At 56.9% G+C, this 16,862-nt stretch carries 14 protein-coding genes; 7 read left to right on the top strand and 7 right to left on the bottom strand.

What is annotated here, in order from left to right:
• The first annotated feature begins 166 nt into the window (after nucleotides 1-166).
• Nucleotides 167-829, top strand: a complete 663-nt coding sequence (locus MARLIPOL_RS17180) for a hypothetical protein (protein WP_012139598.1) — start codon at nucleotides 167-169, stop codon at nucleotides 827-829.
• Between the two features lie 49 nt (nucleotides 830-878).
• Here MARLIPOL_RS17180 and MARLIPOL_RS17175 read toward each other — a convergent pair whose 3' ends face one another.
• Nucleotides 879-1,502, bottom strand: coding sequence for an L-threonylcarbamoyladenylate synthase (locus MARLIPOL_RS17175; RefSeq protein WP_012139597.1), 624 nt, complete (start codon nucleotides 1,500-1,502; stop codon nucleotides 879-881).
• Complete coding sequence (locus MARLIPOL_RS17170; protein ID WP_012139596.1) at nucleotides 1,499-1,843, bottom strand: BolA family protein; 345 nt, start codon at nucleotides 1,841-1,843, stop codon at nucleotides 1,499-1,501. Before MARLIPOL_RS17170 ends, MARLIPOL_RS17175 begins: the two co-directional genes overlap by 4 nt.
• 116 nt (nucleotides 1,844-1,959) lie before the next feature.
• Between MARLIPOL_RS17170 and MARLIPOL_RS17165 the strand changes: the two genes are divergently transcribed.
• The 4 genes from MARLIPOL_RS17165 (at nucleotide 1,960) to MARLIPOL_RS17150 (ending at nucleotide 9,236) form a co-directional block, all read left to right on the top strand.
• Nucleotides 1,960-4,128 (top strand): DNA topoisomerase III, encoded by a 2,169-nt coding sequence (locus tag MARLIPOL_RS17165; RefSeq protein ID WP_012139595.1) that lies wholly within the window; start codon nucleotides 1,960-1,962, stop codon nucleotides 4,126-4,128.
• Between the two features lie 124 nt (nucleotides 4,129-4,252).
• Nucleotides 4,253-4,978 carry a response regulator transcription factor gene (locus MARLIPOL_RS17160; protein ID WP_012139594.1) on the top strand — a complete coding sequence of 242 codons (726 nt, stop codon included), beginning with the start codon at nucleotides 4,253-4,255 and terminating at the stop codon, nucleotides 4,976-4,978.
• Nucleotide 4,979: 1 nt separating this feature from the next.
• A complete protein-coding gene (locus MARLIPOL_RS17155) occupies nucleotides 4,980-6,623 on the top strand; it encodes a FecR family protein (RefSeq protein ID WP_051123177.1) in 1,644 nt (547 codons plus the stop codon).
• Between the two features lie 33 nt (nucleotides 6,624-6,656).
• Nucleotides 6,657-9,236 carry a CHASE2 domain-containing protein gene (locus tag MARLIPOL_RS17150; protein ID WP_012139592.1) on the top strand — a complete coding sequence of 860 codons (2,580 nt, stop codon included), beginning with the start codon at nucleotides 6,657-6,659 and terminating at the stop codon, nucleotides 9,234-9,236.
• Nucleotides 9,237-9,250: 14 nt separating this feature from the next.
• Here MARLIPOL_RS17150 and MARLIPOL_RS18860 read toward each other — a convergent pair whose 3' ends face one another.
• The 5 genes from MARLIPOL_RS18860 to MARLIPOL_RS17125 form a co-directional block, all read right to left on the bottom strand.
• Nucleotides 9,251-9,631: a fibronectin type III domain-containing protein gene (locus MARLIPOL_RS18860; protein ID WP_012139591.1), complete on the bottom strand. Its 381-nt coding sequence runs from the start codon at nucleotides 9,629-9,631 to the stop codon at nucleotides 9,251-9,253.
• Nucleotides 9,632-10,035: 404 nt separating this feature from the next.
• Nucleotides 10,036-10,662 (bottom strand): condensin complex protein MksE, encoded by a 627-nt coding sequence (locus MARLIPOL_RS17140; RefSeq protein WP_228677640.1) that lies wholly within the window; start codon nucleotides 10,660-10,662, stop codon nucleotides 10,036-10,038.
• Entirely contained in the window at nucleotides 10,655-12,082 is a 1,428-nt protein-coding gene (locus MARLIPOL_RS17135) for a hypothetical protein (protein ID WP_012139588.1), read from the bottom strand. The genes MARLIPOL_RS17140 and MARLIPOL_RS17135 overlap by 8 nt, the downstream gene beginning before the upstream one ends.
• The gene (locus tag MARLIPOL_RS17130; RefSeq protein ID WP_012139587.1) at nucleotides 12,075-15,017 is read right to left on the bottom strand and encodes a hypothetical protein; all 2,943 of its coding nucleotides are present in this window, start codon (nucleotides 15,015-15,017) and stop codon (nucleotides 12,075-12,077) included. The genes MARLIPOL_RS17135 and MARLIPOL_RS17130 overlap by 8 nt, the downstream gene beginning before the upstream one ends.
• A complete protein-coding gene (locus tag MARLIPOL_RS17125; RefSeq protein ID WP_012139585.1) occupies nucleotides 15,010-15,792 on the bottom strand; it encodes a Wadjet anti-phage system protein JetD domain-containing protein in 783 nt (260 codons plus the stop codon). Before MARLIPOL_RS17125 ends, MARLIPOL_RS17130 begins: the two co-directional genes overlap by 8 nt.
• 256 nt (nucleotides 15,793-16,048) lie before the next feature.
• Between MARLIPOL_RS17125 and mntA the strand changes: the two genes are divergently transcribed.
• Nucleotides 16,049-16,462 (top strand): type VII toxin-antitoxin system MntA family adenylyltransferase antitoxin, encoded by a 414-nt coding sequence (gene mntA, locus MARLIPOL_RS17120; RefSeq protein ID WP_012139584.1) that lies wholly within the window; start codon nucleotides 16,049-16,051, stop codon nucleotides 16,460-16,462.
• Nucleotides 16,444-16,860, top strand: coding sequence for a type VII toxin-antitoxin system HepT family RNase toxin (hepT, locus tag MARLIPOL_RS17115; protein ID WP_012139583.1), 417 nt, complete (start codon nucleotides 16,444-16,446; stop codon nucleotides 16,858-16,860). Before mntA ends, hepT begins: the two co-directional genes overlap by 19 nt.
• Nucleotides 16,861-16,862: the final 2 nt, after the last annotated feature.

The following is a 16,862-nucleotide window of genomic DNA, read 5'->3' as shown; positions in this document are numbered from 1 at the left end:
CAATGGATCAACGAACCAGGCTGCTAACTCTACGTTCAAACGTCAGGTTAGTGAACCGTTCGGGCACCGGACATTCCGGGTTCCGATTGGCCCGATTTGTGCAAAGACCTGCCCATACGTTCGATTTTTGTCACTGATCACCCGTGACGATGGGAGGAAGTCAGCCGTGTCGCTGCTTACATCACTGATCAAAGCCAGCACCCAATTCCAGACCGCGTTGGAAAAACGCCCTGAGGCAGCCGGTGAGAAACAGGCAGGAAAAACTTCTGGCCCGGCGGCTCCAGAGCAACCGGCATCGCCAACGGATGACCGGTTTACCCGCTCCACACTGGAAAGTCCGGATCTGGCCACACTGAAATCCAGGAAGCTCTCGGTCACCGATTACAAGCAAACCGTGGGGCAGGACCTTGCCTTTGTGCGGGAAACACTGCGGCACAAACTTGCCGAGTACGGAATGCATCCGGCAACGTCCATCAACGTCGCCAGGGACGACAGCGGGAACATTCAGTTAGACGGAAAACTGCCGGAGGCAAAGCGCGCGCAGATTGAACAGGATTTGAACCACAACAAGGGCTTTCGTGAAGCCTTCAGCCGCCTGAGTGTGAACGAGCCTACCCTGCACTTCGTGGATAACGCCCTCAAGCTGAACAGGGCCTATGGCGTCAACAACTCATTGCTGGACACGATGGTCAGCGATAACCAGCAGTTCAATGGCCTTCAGGATCTGGTGCACCGCTATGACACCCTGCGTAAATCCGTTGGCGCGGAGCAGGTAGAGGCTGCCGGGCAGCGCAAACACTACGCGTTCAGCTTCAATACCCGCGCCTGACGCGGTCAGATAAAAGTAAGGCCGGTACCCCGGCCCTATCTTGAACGGGTCAGACCTGGAACGGAGCGGGGTCGCCTTTACCAATCCGGGTAACCTCGGGCACGTCATCGGTCATATTCACCACCGTTGTCGCCTCAAGACCGCAGAAACCACCGTCGATGATCAGATCAAGCTCATGTTCGAGAGTTTCCCGGATGTCGTAGGGATCTGTCATGGGATCGGTTTCCCCCGGCAGGATCAGGGTGCTGCTCATGATCGGCTCGCCCAGCTCGCCCAACAATTCCTGCACAATGGCGTTATCCGGCACCCGCAGCCCAATAGTGCGACGCTTGGGATGCAGCAACCTGCGCGGCACTTCGCTGGTGGCATCCAGAATGAAGGTGTAGGGGCCCGGTGTGAAGGTCTTGAGCAGCCGGTACTGGGTGTTGCCTACCTTGGCATACACACCGATGTCCGAAAGATCACGGCACATCAGGGTGAAATTGTGCTTGTCATCCAGCCTGCGAATCCGCTTGATACGATCTGCCGCCTGTTTGTCCCCGAGGTGACAACCAATGGCATAGGCTGAATCCGTGGGGTAGACGATCACACCACCACTGCGAAGAATATCGACCGCCTGTTTGATCAGCCGCTTCTGCGGCGTTTCCGGATGAATCTGGAAAAACTGGCTCATTGACCCTCTCCTGACGTCATGGCCGCATCCTTTTTGGACCCGCCCATACAATTTGGTGACTCCGGCACCGACTGACCGGAGTCTGACCACTCCTGAGGAGAGTATAGATGCAGGGCCAGCGCATGAACCTCACCCGCCAGTTCATCCGCCAACACCTTATAAATCGCCTGGTGCCTTTTTACCTTCATCTGCCCATCAAAATCCGCTGATACCAGGGTAACCTTGAAGTGGGTTTCGGAGTTCGGCGGCACACTGTGCTTGTGGCTCTCGTTTTCCACCTGCAGGTGGTTTACCGCAAAAGCCCGGGACAGCTTTTCCTCGATCGCGTTCTGAATCTTCATAACCGTTGTAACTCCTTAACTTTCCATAACCCGAAGCATACTACAGTGGGCTGGAACCTTGACACACCCATGCCAAAAGGCCATCTTCCCATCCCAATCCGAACGCACCCGAAACCATGCAACTTTACATCGCCGAAAAACCCAGTCTGGGCCGTGCCATCGCCGCCGCTCTGCCCGCCCCGCACCAGAAAGGCCCGGGCTGGATTCGCTGTGGTCAGGGCGACGAAGCGGTCACCGTCAGCTGGTGCATCGGTCACCTGCTGGAACCGGCTGAACCGGCACAGTACAACCCGCGCTGGAAAAAGTGGCGGCAGGAAGACCTGCCCCTGGTGCCCGAGCGCTGGGAAGTCACCCCCAAGGACAGCGTCCGCCAGCAACTCAACGTGCTGGAATCCCTGATTCGCCAGGCACATACGATCGTTCATGCCGGTGACCCCGACCGAGAAGGCCAGTTACTGGTCGACGAAGTGATCCGTTATTTCGGGGCCACCTGCCCGGTCCAGCGGATACTCATTAATGACCTGACACCCGCAGCCGTTGCCAAGGCCATCCAGGCGCCCAAAGACAATCGGGAATATCGCCGGTTGTCGCATTCAGCCCTGGCCAGACAACGGGCCGATTGGCTGTATGGCATCAACCTGACCCGCTTTTACACCCTCAGTTACCAGCAGCAGGGCCAGCAGGGTGTCTATTCCGTGGGGCGGGTACAAACGCCGGTACTCGGGCTGGTGGTAGAACGTGACAACACCATCGAGAACTTTGAGCCCAAGCCCTACTACCGGATTGAGGCGACCTGTCACGGGCTGGAAGCAGACAGTGATCCGGCGTCCTTCAGTGCCCGCTGGCTTGCCGATGAAGCCTTCCGTGAACATCTGGATGAAGAAGACAGGCTGCTGGACAAAGCCACCGCAGAGCAAATTGCTGCTGCCGTGGAAGGCCGCCCTGGCCGCATTACCGAATCCCGCTTCCGCGACCGCAATGAAGCGCCCCCACTTCCGCTGTCACTCTCCGCCCTGCAGATTGAAGCCGGCCGGTTATTCCGCATGGGCGCCAAGGACGTACTGGATACCGCCCAGAACCTGTATGAGCGACATCAGCTGATCACCTATCCCCGGTCCGATTGCCGCTACCTGCCAGAGGGGCACTTCGCGCAACGGGAAAGTGTAATACGTGCGATCAGCAAGGTGTCCTCGGCACTGGCCCCGGCCTGCGAACAGGCAGACCTATCCCGGCGCACGGCCGCCTGGAATGACAAGCAGGTTGACGCCCACCACGCCATCATTCCAACCAGCCGAACATCCGCGAATGGCAAGCTGACGGCGGCGGAAGACAAAATCTACGGGCTGATCAGTCGGTACTATCTGATGCAGTTCAGCGCCGACGCCGTTCATCGTGAAGGCCGATTGACCGTCACCATTGGCGAACACCGGTTCCGCGCCACGGAAACCGCGGTGCTGACCCCGGGCTGGAAAACCCTGGAGATCCGCCTTCGGGAAGGTCGGCAGGAACCGCAAAAGGCACCGTTGCCACGACTGGAGAAAGGCGAGCCGGTCCTGTGCGACCGCACTGACATCAAAGAGCGGAAAACCCAGCCACCCCAGCACTTCACGGACGCCACGCTGCTGTCCGCCATGACCAACATCGCCCGCTTTGTTACCGATGCGGAGTTACGCAAGACCCTGCGTGAAACCGACGGTCTCGGCACGGAGGCGACCCGCGCTGCGATCATCGACACGCTGTTCAAACGTGACTACCTGTACCGCGACAGTCGCCACATCAAGGCAACGGGCAAGGGCAAGGCGCTGATCGGAGCGCTACCGCAGACCGTCAGCAAACCGGACATGACCGCGGTCTGGGAAGCCACGCTGGAAACCATCCGGCGCGGGGAAGCTGACCCGAGAAACTTCCTGGAAAAGCTGAAAGAGCAGATTCGGGGCTTCGTCAACGCCCCAATGGGTGCACCGGAAGCCCCAGGGACAGATCAGCCAACGTCTCCCCACTGCCCCAAGTGCCGTACCCCCATGCGTGAGCGGGAAGGCAAGTTCGGCCGCTTCTGGGCCTGCACCCGCTTCCCGGATTGCAACGGCACTCGCCCGCTGGAAGACACGGCGCCTGCCGACGGTACCAGCCAGAAACCCGTCCCCTGCCCCCACTGTTTCTCGCCGCTGGTTCGACGCAAAGGGAAAAAGGGCTGGTTCTGGGGCTGCAGTAATTTTCCCGCCTGCCGACAAACAGTTGACGACGACAACGGAACACCGGCCATTCGTTTACGCAATACTACATAACGATACTGAAGACCCGTTGGTGTTCTGTGATAATGAGCCGAAAATCTAACATTGCCTTTTGTTCATAACTAAAAAACGAGAACAGACTCAACATAGTGAACGGGCTATTTTCAGGAGACGCCAGATGCGTATTGCTCTGCTTGAAGACGAACATGAACAGGCACAGCACATTCAGTCCATTCTTTCTGAGCGTGGACACCACTGTGACAGCTTTCCGTCCGGCCAGTCCTTCCTGAGCGCGGTACTGCACCGCAGCTACGATCTGCTCATTCTCGACTGGCAGATCCCTGACATGACCGGCATCGACGTGCTCGAGACCGTGCGAGCCCAGCTGAACTGGCCGATTCCCGTCGTCTTCCTGACTCAACGGGACAGCGAGGCGGATATCGTTCGCGCATTGGACGCCGGCGCCGACGACTACCTCGCCAAACCGGCTCGGGAAGCGGAACTGGTCGCGCGAATCAATGCCCTGGCCCGTCGCACCAATCCGGACAACGAGAAAGAAGTGCTCCGCTACGGGCCGTTTGAGATTAACACCCAACAGCGCTCGATCATCCTGCATGGCGAACTACTGACGCTCACCGACAAGGATTTTGATCTGACCCTGTTCCTGTTCCAGAACCAGGGACGCCTGCTGACCCGTGAAATGCTGCTGGAGCGCGTCTGGGGTCTGGCAAGGGACATCAATACACGCACTGTGGACACCCACATGAGCCGACTTCGCAGGCGACTGGGCCTTAACCCGGAAAATGGTTTCCGGATCAAGACCATTTATCAGCGTGGCTACCGGCTCGAGGCGATGACCGCCAACGCAATCGAAGACTCAGCGACGGTATCGGACCAAGTCTGATATGAAGCATCTTGCCCGTCTGTTGACAAGGCACACAGCTGTGTCGGCGCTGGCCTGTCTGGCGCTGACCGTGCCAGTGCATGCTGAGCTGCCCATCGCTCGCGGCTCTCATACGCTGGCAGGCCCCGGGGCGGAGACCAATGCCACCCCCGAATGGCTCTACACTCTGCGTCCAGGCGAGAGTTTTGGCGAAGTGGCCAATGCATTGCTGTCAAAGACAGTCCACGCCGACCGCCTGCTCCAGTACAACAACATCAACAACGCAGCTGCCATTGGCGAAGGCGATGCTTTGCGCATTCCTTTGTCCTGGCTACAGCGTCAACCTGATCCTGCACGGGTTGTGACCGTATCCGGTCAGGTACAGCATATCTCCGGCAACGATGGCAGGAAACGCTCCCTGACGGCGGACACACTGGTACGAGTGGGCGATGAAATCATCTCCGGCTCCGGCAGTGCTACCGTTGAGCTTGCTGACGGCTCACAGGTGCGCATCTCTCCGGATTCCCGCCTGATTTTCAATCGCCTGACCCAGTACGGAAAGTCCGGGATGGTCGATACCCGATTGCGGCTCGATCACGGCGAAGTGCACACCAAGGTCAAGCCGGTCATTGAAGGTGGAGCCCGGTTTGAAATTGAAACACCCTCAGCCGTAGCCGCGGTTCGCGGCACCGTTTTTGCCATGCAGGCGGCACCGGGCACGACCCACCTTCAGGTGACTGAGGGAGCGGTCAATTTTGGCCCCCGGGGAAAGACCCGGAATATCCCCGCAGGGTACAGCGCCAGTGTTTCCACAGCGGCCAGCGGCAGCCTGAGCATCCATCGCCTGCCGCCCGCACCGGAACTGAACCCCCTGCCACCGCAAATCACCAGCCTGCCAACGGAAATGAGCTGGCAACCCAGCGGCGCCATGGGCCACCGGCTCGATATTTTCGAAGCCGAGTCCGGTCGCTGGGTGGAAAGCCGTAAGGTTAGCGGGAATCGCTACAACCTCAGCCTATTGGACAACGGCGCCTATGAAATCCACCTGGCCGCCTTGAATACCCGCGGCATAGCCGGCATGCCAGACGTACTCAAGGTAGAAGTGGATCTCAGCGCCCAGGCTGCGGAGCTACTGGCACCCGAAGCGGGCGCCACGGTGAATGACGACATGCCCGAGTTCCGCTGGGAACTGAAGGGCAGCAACGAAGTGGCCCGCATCGAAATTGCCGAGGACGACACGTTCCGCCGTCTGGTTGCTACCAGTGAATGGGCACCGGACAGCCGGGCACTCCCCTCCCGCCCACTGACACCCGGCACCTACTATTGGCGCGTGGTCAGTGAAGCCGGAGGCAACTCAGTAGCCAGCAGTGATGCCCGGGAATTCACCATCAACGGCACCCTGCCACCGGTCAGGATCATCAGCGTTAATTACGTCGACAGCCAGGTTCGGGTATTCTGGGAAAAGGTTGATACCGCATCCGATTATCGCCTTCAGCTCTCGGAAGAACCCGGTTTTTCCAATATTATTAAAGAGGCAACGCTGTCTGAAACAACAGCGGCCTTGCGCCTGATTCCCGGAAGGCGGTATTTTGTGCGCCTGAAAGCTCTTTCTGAGGGGCCTCTGGCAAGTCGCTGGGGACCAGGGAGGGAATTGTATTTGGAATAACCCAACTTACTTATATATCTGACAGCAGGGCTCATGACACGGGATTGGATGCCAATAAAAACGACACCCCTGACCCTGGGCCTTCCATTGCTTGTCATCTTGCTTGTCCTGCAGGCAACTTCCCTCCCCCAGCGCCTTGATTACTGGCTGTATGACACTCAGATCACCTCCAGCCCCGCGCCCCTGGAAGACAATGTCGTCATCGTCGCCATTGATGAAAAGAGCCTTGACCACCTCGGACGATGGCCCTGGTCCAGGGACACCCATGCCAGACTGATCGAGAAGCTGGACAAGGCTGGCGCGGAAACCATCGTATTCGACATTCTGTTCCCGGAACCCTCAACCGGTGACCCAAGCCTGGCAGCTGCCATGAACCAGCATGGCGAGGTGATACTGCCACTGTATCTGTCACCACCTGCCCACAACCATCTGATCAGCGAACAGTTGCCTACCAGCTCCCTGGCGACTGCTGCATCAGCGCTTGGACATGCCCATGTGGAGCTTGACGAAGACGGCGTGGCAAGGGGTCTATACCTGCTGAACGGCCTGGGAGACACGTTATGGCCCAGCCTCGCACTGGCTGCCTCCAATCGCCACAGTGGTATCGCCGCAACGAACGAAAATAATGCACCTCCCGCATTCATGAACGTACGCAAACATTATCGCACCGTACCCATGGCCGGGGGGGCTGGAACCCTGACAACATACTCCTATACAGAAGTGCTGGAGGCTCCCCCCAGCCCTGCACTGTTCGAAGGCAAGACTGTTTTCGTCGGCGCCACCGCTTCGGGATTTGGCGATATCCTGCCAACGCCATTTTCGGGTCTTAATCGCCCCATGCCCGGCGTTGAATTTCATGCGAACAGCTATTCCGCACTGATCAGCGATGAACTGATCAGACCGCTCCCACAGGAAGCATCACTGGCCATTGCCGTCGCGGTCATTGCACTGCTGTCATTGCTTTTGCCAAGAATGCGTCCTGCCAGGACTCTGGGCCTGTGCCTGGGCATCGTGGTCGCCCTGATCATTACTTACACGACCCTGTTACACAGCGCTGAATTGTGGCTACCCATTTCCCATGCCCTGCTGATGCCTTTCCTGGCATTTCCGCTCTCCAGCGCCCTGAGGCTGGCCATGACCAACCGCTTTCTCAATCGGCAACTTGACGACCTGGCCCGCGGTCCGCAGGTCAACCTGCCGGAGCCTTCCCGGTGCCACCCCACTCAATTACTGGAACACTTCCAGGCACTGTTGCAACCCGAGGGTTGGTGGCTGTCAGAAGGGGGAGAGGTCTATACCTCGTGTCGATTGACGTCAGACGACATTCCGTCGCTGGAACAGGGGCGATGGGTGCACGCCAACAACCAGAGCTGGATTGGCCTGCGGCGTAGCGGCAGGGACTATACCCTCGGCTTATTGCTACCCAACGATATCAGCATGGAAGCGATACAGCGTTATTTACGCAGGCTTTCACTGGCGTCAGAGGAAACGGGCCTCAGCCCGATGCAACCCCGGGAGAATGTTTCAGCCCGCATTGAACGGGTCAGGCTTGCGACGGAACGCATGAACAACATGCAGCAGTTTATCCGGCGCAGCTTCGAACGGATGCCTGACGGCATCATTGTGACCGACGAACTGGGCGTGATCCGATTCGCCAACGGACACATTGAGGAATGGTTCCAGGAACCCATGCCCAGCCTTAGCGGGCTTCCCCTGACCCGATTACTGGAGGGGCACGATCCGAGGGAGACACCACCCTGGCACGAAACCGTTTCGGAGACACTGACCCTGAACCAGAGCCGGACGGTGGATCTGCGCATCCAGGAAAAGGATTTCCTGATCCATTTTGCGCCATTCTCTCTACCAGAGAGTCATCAAAATGGCATCATTGCCAACATCTCCGATATCTCGGAACTACGGGAACAACAACGGCAGCATCGTGAGGCCATCGACTTCATCTCCCATGATGTCCGATCGCCGCTGGTGTCCCAGCTGGCGCTTATCGAGCAACTGAAGCGCAACCCCGGGCATATTGAACCGGCCCAGCTTGAGCAGCTTGGCCGGCTGGCACGCCGCAGCTATCATCTGGCGGAGGAGTTTGTGCAGTTGGCGCGCGCTGAGCAGTTGACCGAAACCCGGTTCTACGAATGCGAATTCCTGGCCATCGTCGAAAACGCCCGTGACAGCGTCAGTGAACAGGCCGCGGAAAAAGGTATTCAACTGGTATTGCAGGGAACGGAAGATCTCTGGCTCAGGGGCAATGCGGAGTTGCTGGAACGCGCCGTCATTAATCTGTTAACCAATGCGGTACAGTACAGCCCCAGCAATTCCACAGTTAACATCCAGGTATTCCTGGCCGGTCACCAGGCGTGGCTGACCGTCAGCGATGAAGGCAGCGGTATTGCACCGGACGAGATCCCACACCTGTTCGACAGGTATCGCCGACAAAAGAGCAGCGAGCTGTCAGGAATCCGCGGTACCGGTCTGGGCCTGTCTTTCGTGAATGTAGTGGTAGAAAAACACCGGGGTGAAATCAGCGTGTCGTCAGAGATCGGGGAAGGCTCGGCGTTTACGATCAAACTACCGGTAACCAACCCCATTGGCCATTCCTGAAGCAACGCTGTAGATTACCCTTGGATCGTTTTGCTGACAGGCTGAGACGGTTCGCTGAGCAATCCGTTGACATCTTCTACCTGAATGGCGAAGTACCAGGTGCCATTGTCCAGGTTGGTGACGGTGTAATCCATGGTGTCCGCACCATTAATGCGTACTGTTTCGGTCAGGTTCTCGGGATCCCTGCCGTAACTGATGATGTAACCGGACAACTCTCCCATGGACAGGGATTCATTATTAACCCGAGTCATTGGCGCATTCCAGCTCAGGTCTGCCGATTTGGCCCCACCAGAAGCGGAAGTACCGCCAGAAGAGCCACCCCCACAGCCTGTCAGGATAACTCCGATAAACAACGCGGCAATCCATGCCTTTGACATTTTAATGACGCGTTTCATATATTTTCTGCACCGTTTTTTCGTCGAATTCATTGAATTGTATAAAACGCGTGCAAGTATCAATGGAAGAGTGCCATTTACCTAATTACGAAATGGTCAATTTTTCGTCAGGTTTTGGTAATGGCTTTCAGAAAGGTGTTGATATTTCGAGCAATTTTTTGCCAGGATATGCGTAATTTGCCGGCTGGACTGCCGTTGAAAAGGCCTGAAAACCCATGTGGCAACATCTCGGCCCTTGAAAATCGTAAATTACGGCAAGCCTCAGTCAAATCTGATACTTAGATCCTCAATGGGCGTCAGGAGCAGCCTTCGCGAATGATTTCGCAAGCTTGCTGCTTTCTCAAGCCTTGTCGGGAATTATGGATGGGCGGGCTTAAGGGGCCAGGATTATGGGGCGGTAGCTTCTAACCCTGCTCATACTCCCTAACGAGCTCCTGCAGAAAATAAAGACCTGCGGAACTCAGGAAGCAGCGACCCGCACCTGAACGAAACAGCAGATTGCGTTTATCAAGATAATCCAACGCTTCGGGAAAGCCTTTTTCAAAGCGCGCGGCTCTGAGAATTTCCTGATATTCCTCATCGCCCGCCAAGGCAGTGAGGTCTTGCTCATTCAATCCGGCATCGGGGCGGCCAAGGTAATCCAGATCCCGGCCACTGCGCGCAAAATAACGCCCAATCAGCAGCAGTATTACCTGCACCCGGAAGGCGTTTTCGTCGTGCTCCTCGCCCTCGTCATCACTGCTTTCCTTGAGAAAGAAAAACGCGCCGGTTTCGTTGAACACCAGCTCGCTGCCGAGATGCTCATAAAAGGTCCGAAAGTGGGAAAGGTGGTTGTACAGCAGGTTGTACAGCGGATTGGCTCGCAGTTCGGAGCGGTTGCTGTCCCAGATATCGCGCACAATTACCCGGCCGGCCTGGAATTCCCGGTAAATAGCGGCACTTTGGGCGGGCAAGATCTGGTCGAAAGTGCTCGAAGCTTGTGAATTGTCCACGGTATTGGTGGCTTCCATAGCGTCAGAAAATTCAGGCATGGTGATGCTCTTCTTGGTGAACCGGCTCATCTGTTTCCAGACGACGTTTGCGGTAAACAAACTGCTCGTTGGCAGGTGACTGCTCCAGGATCCGGAATCGGTTGGTGGTAACAACCTGCATGCCCTCTGGAGGCGAGTTCACTAGCCGGTTCAGAGCCGCCAACAAATCCGGAAAGCGGTAGCCGGGGATAAAACCATCCAGTCGGCCGTGCAGCTCCCGCACCAGGTCCGTGGTGGGTCGTAGCTCCAGGCTTTCCAGCCATTGATAGAGCTGATTGATGCGCTGAACATCAATGCGTGTGCCCCGGCCGCGTACGTCCACTTCCTGCAGTACCGGCACCTCGGCCTTACGGCGAAGATCGTTCAGCCGCAGCTCCAGCTCACTGAACAGCAACTGATAGTAGCTGGACGAATTACCGAAGGCATAGTGTTTCGGGCGTTGCTGGGCCCGCAAACCAACCAGGAAACCGGTACCACGAGCAAAGTCGCCACCTTCCAGCCATTTTCGTTTAAGGCTAAGTGTCTCGGTTTCGCCTTTGAGTTCCTGCAGCTTGCCGTAGAAATGCTCCATGGCGTTGTACTGGATCATCCCCTGGCGAGTCTTGCGCAGAAAGTGCTCCACTTCCTGGGCAACCGCCTGAATGGGCTTGTAAAGAGCATTCAAGCTAATGGAGGAACGGAACAACTGGTCCGCCAGATGATGGTCACCATGGCTTTCCAGCAGCCGAACCATCGCTTCCAGGGTCTCGAACAGGTTGCTGCCATCGGGCAGGCGGGTGTCCGGGTTCAGAAACACCAGGGTCGGTTTGATGTGGCGCTCGTACAGCGTCACGATCTGCTCAAACAGGTTCTGGCGGAACTCCAGGAATTTCTCAGGCACCCGACTGGCATCGCCGGACAGGTCCGCGAGCTGGGCACTTATGGTCTGCATGCGCAGGACGTTCTGGCGCAGCAAGCCGATGAGCTGACTGACCCGCTCATTCAGGTCATCCCGCAGCTCAGTGTAGTCCGGGTCCGCGTCGCTGAAGCTGCTGGTTTCCAGCCGATTGCGCACATCCCGCAGGGTCACCAGATGGCCGCGCAGGCGGGCATCGGTCAGTTCCTGATAAAGCGAGGCATTGCAGGCACGCATCAGGTTGATCAGGGCATCCTGGAACACCAGGCGACGCTCGCCCTCGGCCTTGATGATGTCGATCACCAGGCCGCTGCGGAACAGGTTGTCGGTATTCAAGGCAAGCCGCACCCGGTCCCGATCAGCATTGCCAAGGGTCCGGGTATAGTCCATCACCTCGGCCACCAGATCACTCTCGCGAATATACCGGGCTTCGTTCCGGTCCATCCGCTCGATCATCCTGAACAGAATCTTTGGGTGCTCAAACAGAAGCCGAGTGGTGTCCAGGGTGCTGAAGCGTTTACTCATCCGCCGGCTCCAGCAGACTATTCTGGGTCTGATCGCCCCAATGACTGAGTGCCTCACCGTTAGTAAAACCCTCGGCACCGCCCCAGAACACCAGAGTGCGCTCAGGCTTATAAGGACGTGGAGTGCGCATCTGCCCTACTTCCAGATGTCGGCCAATCAGGTAGATCACTTCCGCACTAGCGCTGTGGGTAGCAGCTGAGAACAGATTGAAACCCTGTTTGCGCAACCTTTCCAGCAGCGATGGCATCTGGCTGATGTCCACGCTTGCCAGCTCGTCCAGCACCATGGGGAACGACAGATGCACGCCCGGATACAACACTCGTTTTAGCAGCCGGTATACCAGTTCCAGATTAATGAGCGCCGTGGTGGAGGTGGACTGACCCTTCTTATCCAGGTTAGCGGCGTTTTCCTTGCGGGTGCGGTAGGAAATACCGGTGATTACCTTGTCCATAGTCAGGTGCTTGCTACCGCCCTGCTCCCCGAAAAAGTCCGCCACAAACACCCGCAAACGGTCATAGAACGCGTCCGACTGTAGCTGGTTGCCGTAAGGGTCGATGTTGTTGGCTTCTTCCACCAGATTGCGAAATTTCGGATCGGTATGGATATCTACGCGGATTTCCACCAGATCGTTGATGCGTACGCCATCCAGCTCTCGGTTGAGCTGAGCTTCAAATCGGGCAATGTGCTCGTGGTTGGATTTCAGGGCCTGTCGGTAGCTGGCAACTGTCTCGTTATGGATCCCAACCTGCTGCTCCAGCACATTCCAGCGCTCAACCATGCCAGCAAACAGGTCCGACAGACTTTTGAACGTTTCCCGAATAACCGAAGATGTCGGACTATCTTTTTGTAGCTCGCCGTCACTATCTGAATGGATGCCCAAGAACACAAACTGGTTCAGACAATCGAGGATGGCGCGGCGACGTTTCTCCAGGTCGTCCAGCTGAGTTTCCAGGTCATCAAATGAGGCGGCGGAAACGCGCTCAATGTCTAACGGCTTCTCGGCCTCCAACTCTCTAAGGTGCGGAAACCGATGCTCCACCGTGCCCACGCTTTTGCTGAGGCCCGCCAGTTCCCGTTCCCTTTCTTCGATACGATCTTTCTCGGCCTTGGCTTTAGCGGCTTTCTGTTGCACGGCATCCTGTTTTTCCTGCTCCAGCCGTGCCTGCTCTTCCAGTTTCGCCAGCTGCTCCTCCGCCGCCTGCTTCTCCTCAGCGGCATCCCTCAGTGTAGTGGCCGCCGCCGGGTAACGCCTCAAGGTATCCAGATCCTTTTCGATGGCGCGGATTTCTTTTTCAGTGCGCTCGATCAACCGCGGCCGGTCATGTTCCTGGTTGGCGGTGTCCGCCAGCTCCGCCCGCTCCTTTTCCAGGCCATGAAGCTCACCTTCAATATGCCGGCGCTGCTCGGCGAAGTCAGTCTGCCGGGGCGGCTGGGCCTGGTATTCGGCATCGAACCAGTCAAAGCCTTTATCATTGGTCACGAACAGCCGGGCAAAGGCTTCGATGGTCGCCTTGGTCTCGGCCTCCAGATCCTGACCCGGGCTGGCCATGACCAATCGGGGGTCCACTGCCCGGAGCGGTGCAGCGGTGGCTTCATCCAACTGGTTCTGCAACTGCCATTGTTGCTTGCTCTCCCGATCCTTCAGGGATTCCAGCTTGCGCTCAAGTTCCCGCTTCTTTTTCTGGATCTGCTCCAGCCGGATTTCCGCCTGGGCGGCACTCTTGAGCGCAGCCAGGTGCCCTTTCTTACTATCGAGTTCCTCTTTCTGAATGTCCTCGATTTCCTGAAGGGTCATCTCACCGTACTGGGACACCAGCAGATCGCCATCCTTCTGGTTCTGCTCGGCCTGCTTGATGCGACGGTCGGCGGAACGGATCTCGCCCTTCAGGCCGCTGGCGTCCTCCTCCAGTTTTTTCAGAGCCTGAAGAACATGGCGCAGCGTCTCGTTCTGCTCATTGAACGCCTCCACTGCGGTTTTGCGCCTGGAGCCAATGTCCTGCAAGGCATTGCTGACGCCATCCCGAAAAGCAGCAAAATCGTGCTGACTGCGCAGCAGGGTCTGGTAGGCTTGGTAATCCCGATACAGCTTTTCAAACCGAGGCCGCTCTTTTTCGATTCGGGTTAGCTGGGTTTGTTGCTGCTTTAACTGATCGTGCCGGTTGAGAAACTCATCGATATTGAAATCGAAGGCGTCATCGGCAAACTTCTTGTCCGCCTCGATAATGCTGGCCACCGCATTGGCCATGGCCTGATCGTCTGCCTTCATTTCAAACAGCAACAGGATCAGCGTGCGCAGAGACTGAACCCGGCGCTCGTCGGACTCACCCAAAGGCAGCACGGAATAGCGCACGGCATCGGCATTCATCAGCTCGCTGCTGTACAGCATTTGTTTGAGTTTGGCCGGGTCATTCACCAGCCTGGTATCCTTGGAGAACTTTTTCAGCGCCTCGGACAAACGGCTGAACGACAGCTCTGGCACCGCCTGGCCAATGCCATCCTCGTCATCACCGTTCCAGAACAGCGGTCGCAGCTGGTCGTAACCCACCGGCACAAAGGCTCGGCCATAACTGAGCTGGCTGGCGCTGTCCCGGTACAGAATCTGGCAATGCACCCCGGCCGGGTTCTCGGCTTCCATGATCAGGAAACTGAACTGGCTGGGAAAGTAATGCTGGTAACTTTCCTCGTTGGTGTAAAAGCTGCCGGCGCTGGCGTTACGGAAGGCGAATTTCTTGCGGCTGTTCTTGAAGTTGTTCTCCGGCAGCAGGAACAGCCGCAGCGAATTCAGCAGACTGGACTTGCCGAGGTTGCCCGGGCCCAGAATCAGGCCGTGGTTATCCACCGGAATTTCCACGTAACAGAAGCCGGCGGAATCCACCAACACCAGGCGGCGGATACCAAAATTGAAATTGCCTGGGCTCCCCTGGGAGTCACTCATCCAGAATCATCTCCTGTTCCATGAATTTGCCGGTGGCTCGAAAGGCCTCTGCCAGGGATACAAATCCAAGCGCTTCGGCCAGTGAAAGCGCCTTGGTAAACCGCTCAGTGCTGTCCGGCACCTTGCAGAAACGGTCTAGCCAGGGCTGCCAGTCGGTTGGCTGCACGAACGTGGCTTTGTCACCGAGAGAGGCTGCTACCGTCGAGAACATTTGCAGACCACCGGCATCATAATCGAATGCGCAGAATACTTCTTCGTAGCCCTTCAACCAGTCAAGAATCGCGCCCCGGGTAACCCGGTTGCCACCGCCCAGCACCACATCACAATTGGCCAGTTCCAGAGGCCTTCCCAATGCCTCACTGGCAAAGCTCAGCATCTGGGGATACTGGAAGAAATTGCGCTCGTTCTCCACCACCAGCACGGACCGGGCCCGATGAAAACCAATATCAACGGACTCCGTCCCAATAACGGCTACATCCGGCCGGCTGGACGCCAGGCCCTGATGGTAAACCAGGAGAAAGCTAACCTCGGTACCATGGCGGTGGGAATCGCCTTTTTTCGCGGCGTCGACCCGGCTTACCGGCGCCTGCGCTAAATTCTGCAGCTCCGCGAAAGCGCTTTCATCCAGGATCGTGACAACCCAGCGGTTGGATTGCACCTTTTCGGTCGCAAAGAACTCCCTATGGCGGCGGCGAAACGGCTCCGGAAGTTTCTTCAGGAACGCTTCGTAGTTAATGGGCTGGCCACGGAGGATTTTCTCGAGGTAGTCATTCAAGGGTGCACCATGGCTTCTCTGGGATTGGTTTTTCAATAGTGTGCCATCACCACATCCAGACTGTAATGCTTCCACTTACATTTGACCTCTCGACCGCCCTCCCACTGAACTTGTAAGAAATCTTTACAAGTTGCCCCCCCCCACCAACTCACTCTCTGACCAGACCCAAATCAGTCGGGCCTTTGAAAGTGGAAAGGAAAAATAAGCGCTAAACTCTGGTAAGCTCTTTTTATAGCCGTAAAGCAGAACCGTAGATATGCAAACAAAAACACCAGAGCGCACTGAAATAGCAGAGCTTCGCGACCAGTTGGGGCGGTTTCCTGATATCCGCTTCGCCGTTCTGTTCGGCTCTATGGCACACGCTGCAGAACGCCCGGACAGCGACATCGACGTGGCCGTGCAGGCCGATAAGCGGCTAACCGCTGATGAACGCATTGCCATAACCGAGGCACTTGCACTGGCCTTCAATCGGCCCGTCGACCTGATAGACCTGCGCACTGCCGGCCAACCGCTCCTGGACCAGATTGTCTCCAACGGCATTCAAGTGCTGGGCCCCAGACGTTACTGGGGCGAACTGATATTTCGTAACATTATGGAAAACGAAGATTTTGTACCCTACCAGAAACGCATACTCGAAGGGCGACGCCGGGCATGGATGAACAACTCGTAGCACAGAAACTGGAATCTCTCAGGCGCTGTATCGAGCGAGTGGAGTCCAGGTTACCAAAGAATCTTTCAGCGCTTTTGGAAGATGTGGATGCGCAGGATATCATCTCACTGAACCTGACACGGGCCGTGCAGATGTGCGTCGATATCGCCTCTCATTGGCTCGCCGAACATGCCGGGGCAACTTCACCGAAAACCATGGGGCAAACATTCGAAGCATTGGCAACGTCCGGCATCATCGATCATGGTCTCGCTGAGCGTATGAGAAAATCCGTCGGCTTCCGGAACGTGATGGTTCATAACTATGACGAGGTGAATTGGGAAATTGTTTTCTCCATCTGCAAGTTCCATTTGAATGACTTCAAGGAATTTGCGCGGGTTTTTTCTGATATGTTTGAGTGAAG

It is taken from the genome of Marinobacter lipolyticus SM19, assembly GCF_000397065.2.
GTDB lineage: Bacteria > Pseudomonadota > Gammaproteobacteria > Pseudomonadales > Oleiphilaceae > Marinobacter > Marinobacter lipolyticus.
Note: the sequence above shows the minus strand (reverse complement) of the source record. Positions and strands in the feature narration are given on the sequence as shown.

Excerpts from the sequence above, each read along its gene's own strand:
- MARLIPOL_RS17130 (WP_012139587.1), bottom strand. The coding sequence starts at position 15,017 with ATGAGTGACTCCCAGGGGAGCCCAGGCAATTTCAATTTTGGTATCCGC.
- MARLIPOL_RS17170 (WP_012139596.1), bottom strand. The coding sequence starts at position 1,843 with ATGAAGATTCAGAACGCGATCGAGGAAAAGCTGTCCCGGGCTTTTGCG.
- MARLIPOL_RS17135 (WP_012139588.1), bottom strand. The coding sequence starts at position 12,082 with ATGAGTAAACGCTTCAGCACCCTGGACACCACTCGGCTTCTGTTTGAG.
- MARLIPOL_RS17165 (WP_012139595.1), top strand. The coding sequence starts at position 1,960 with ATGCAACTTTACATCGCCGAAAAACCCAGTCTGGGCCGTGCCATCGCC.
- hepT (WP_012139583.1), top strand. The coding sequence starts at position 16,444 with ATGGATGAACAACTCGTAGCACAGAAACTGGAATCTCTCAGGCGCTGT.
- MARLIPOL_RS17175 (WP_012139597.1), bottom strand. The coding sequence starts at position 1,502 with ATGAGCCAGTTTTTCCAGATTCATCCGGAAACGCCGCAGAAGCGGCTG.
- mntA (WP_012139584.1), top strand. The coding sequence starts at position 16,049 with ATGCAAACAAAAACACCAGAGCGCACTGAAATAGCAGAGCTTCGCGAC.
- MARLIPOL_RS17155 (WP_051123177.1), top strand. The coding sequence starts at position 4,980 with ATGAAGCATCTTGCCCGTCTGTTGACAAGGCACACAGCTGTGTCGGCG.
- MARLIPOL_RS17150 (WP_012139592.1), top strand. The coding sequence starts at position 6,657 with ATGACACGGGATTGGATGCCAATAAAAACGACACCCCTGACCCTGGGC.
- MARLIPOL_RS18860 (WP_012139591.1), bottom strand. The coding sequence starts at position 9,631 with ATGAAACGCGTCATTAAAATGTCAAAGGCATGGATTGCCGCGTTGTTT.
- MARLIPOL_RS17160 (WP_012139594.1), top strand. The coding sequence starts at position 4,253 with ATGCGTATTGCTCTGCTTGAAGACGAACATGAACAGGCACAGCACATT.
- MARLIPOL_RS17140 (WP_228677640.1), bottom strand. The coding sequence starts at position 10,662 with ATGCCTGAATTTTCTGACGCTATGGAAGCCACCAATACCGTGGACAAT.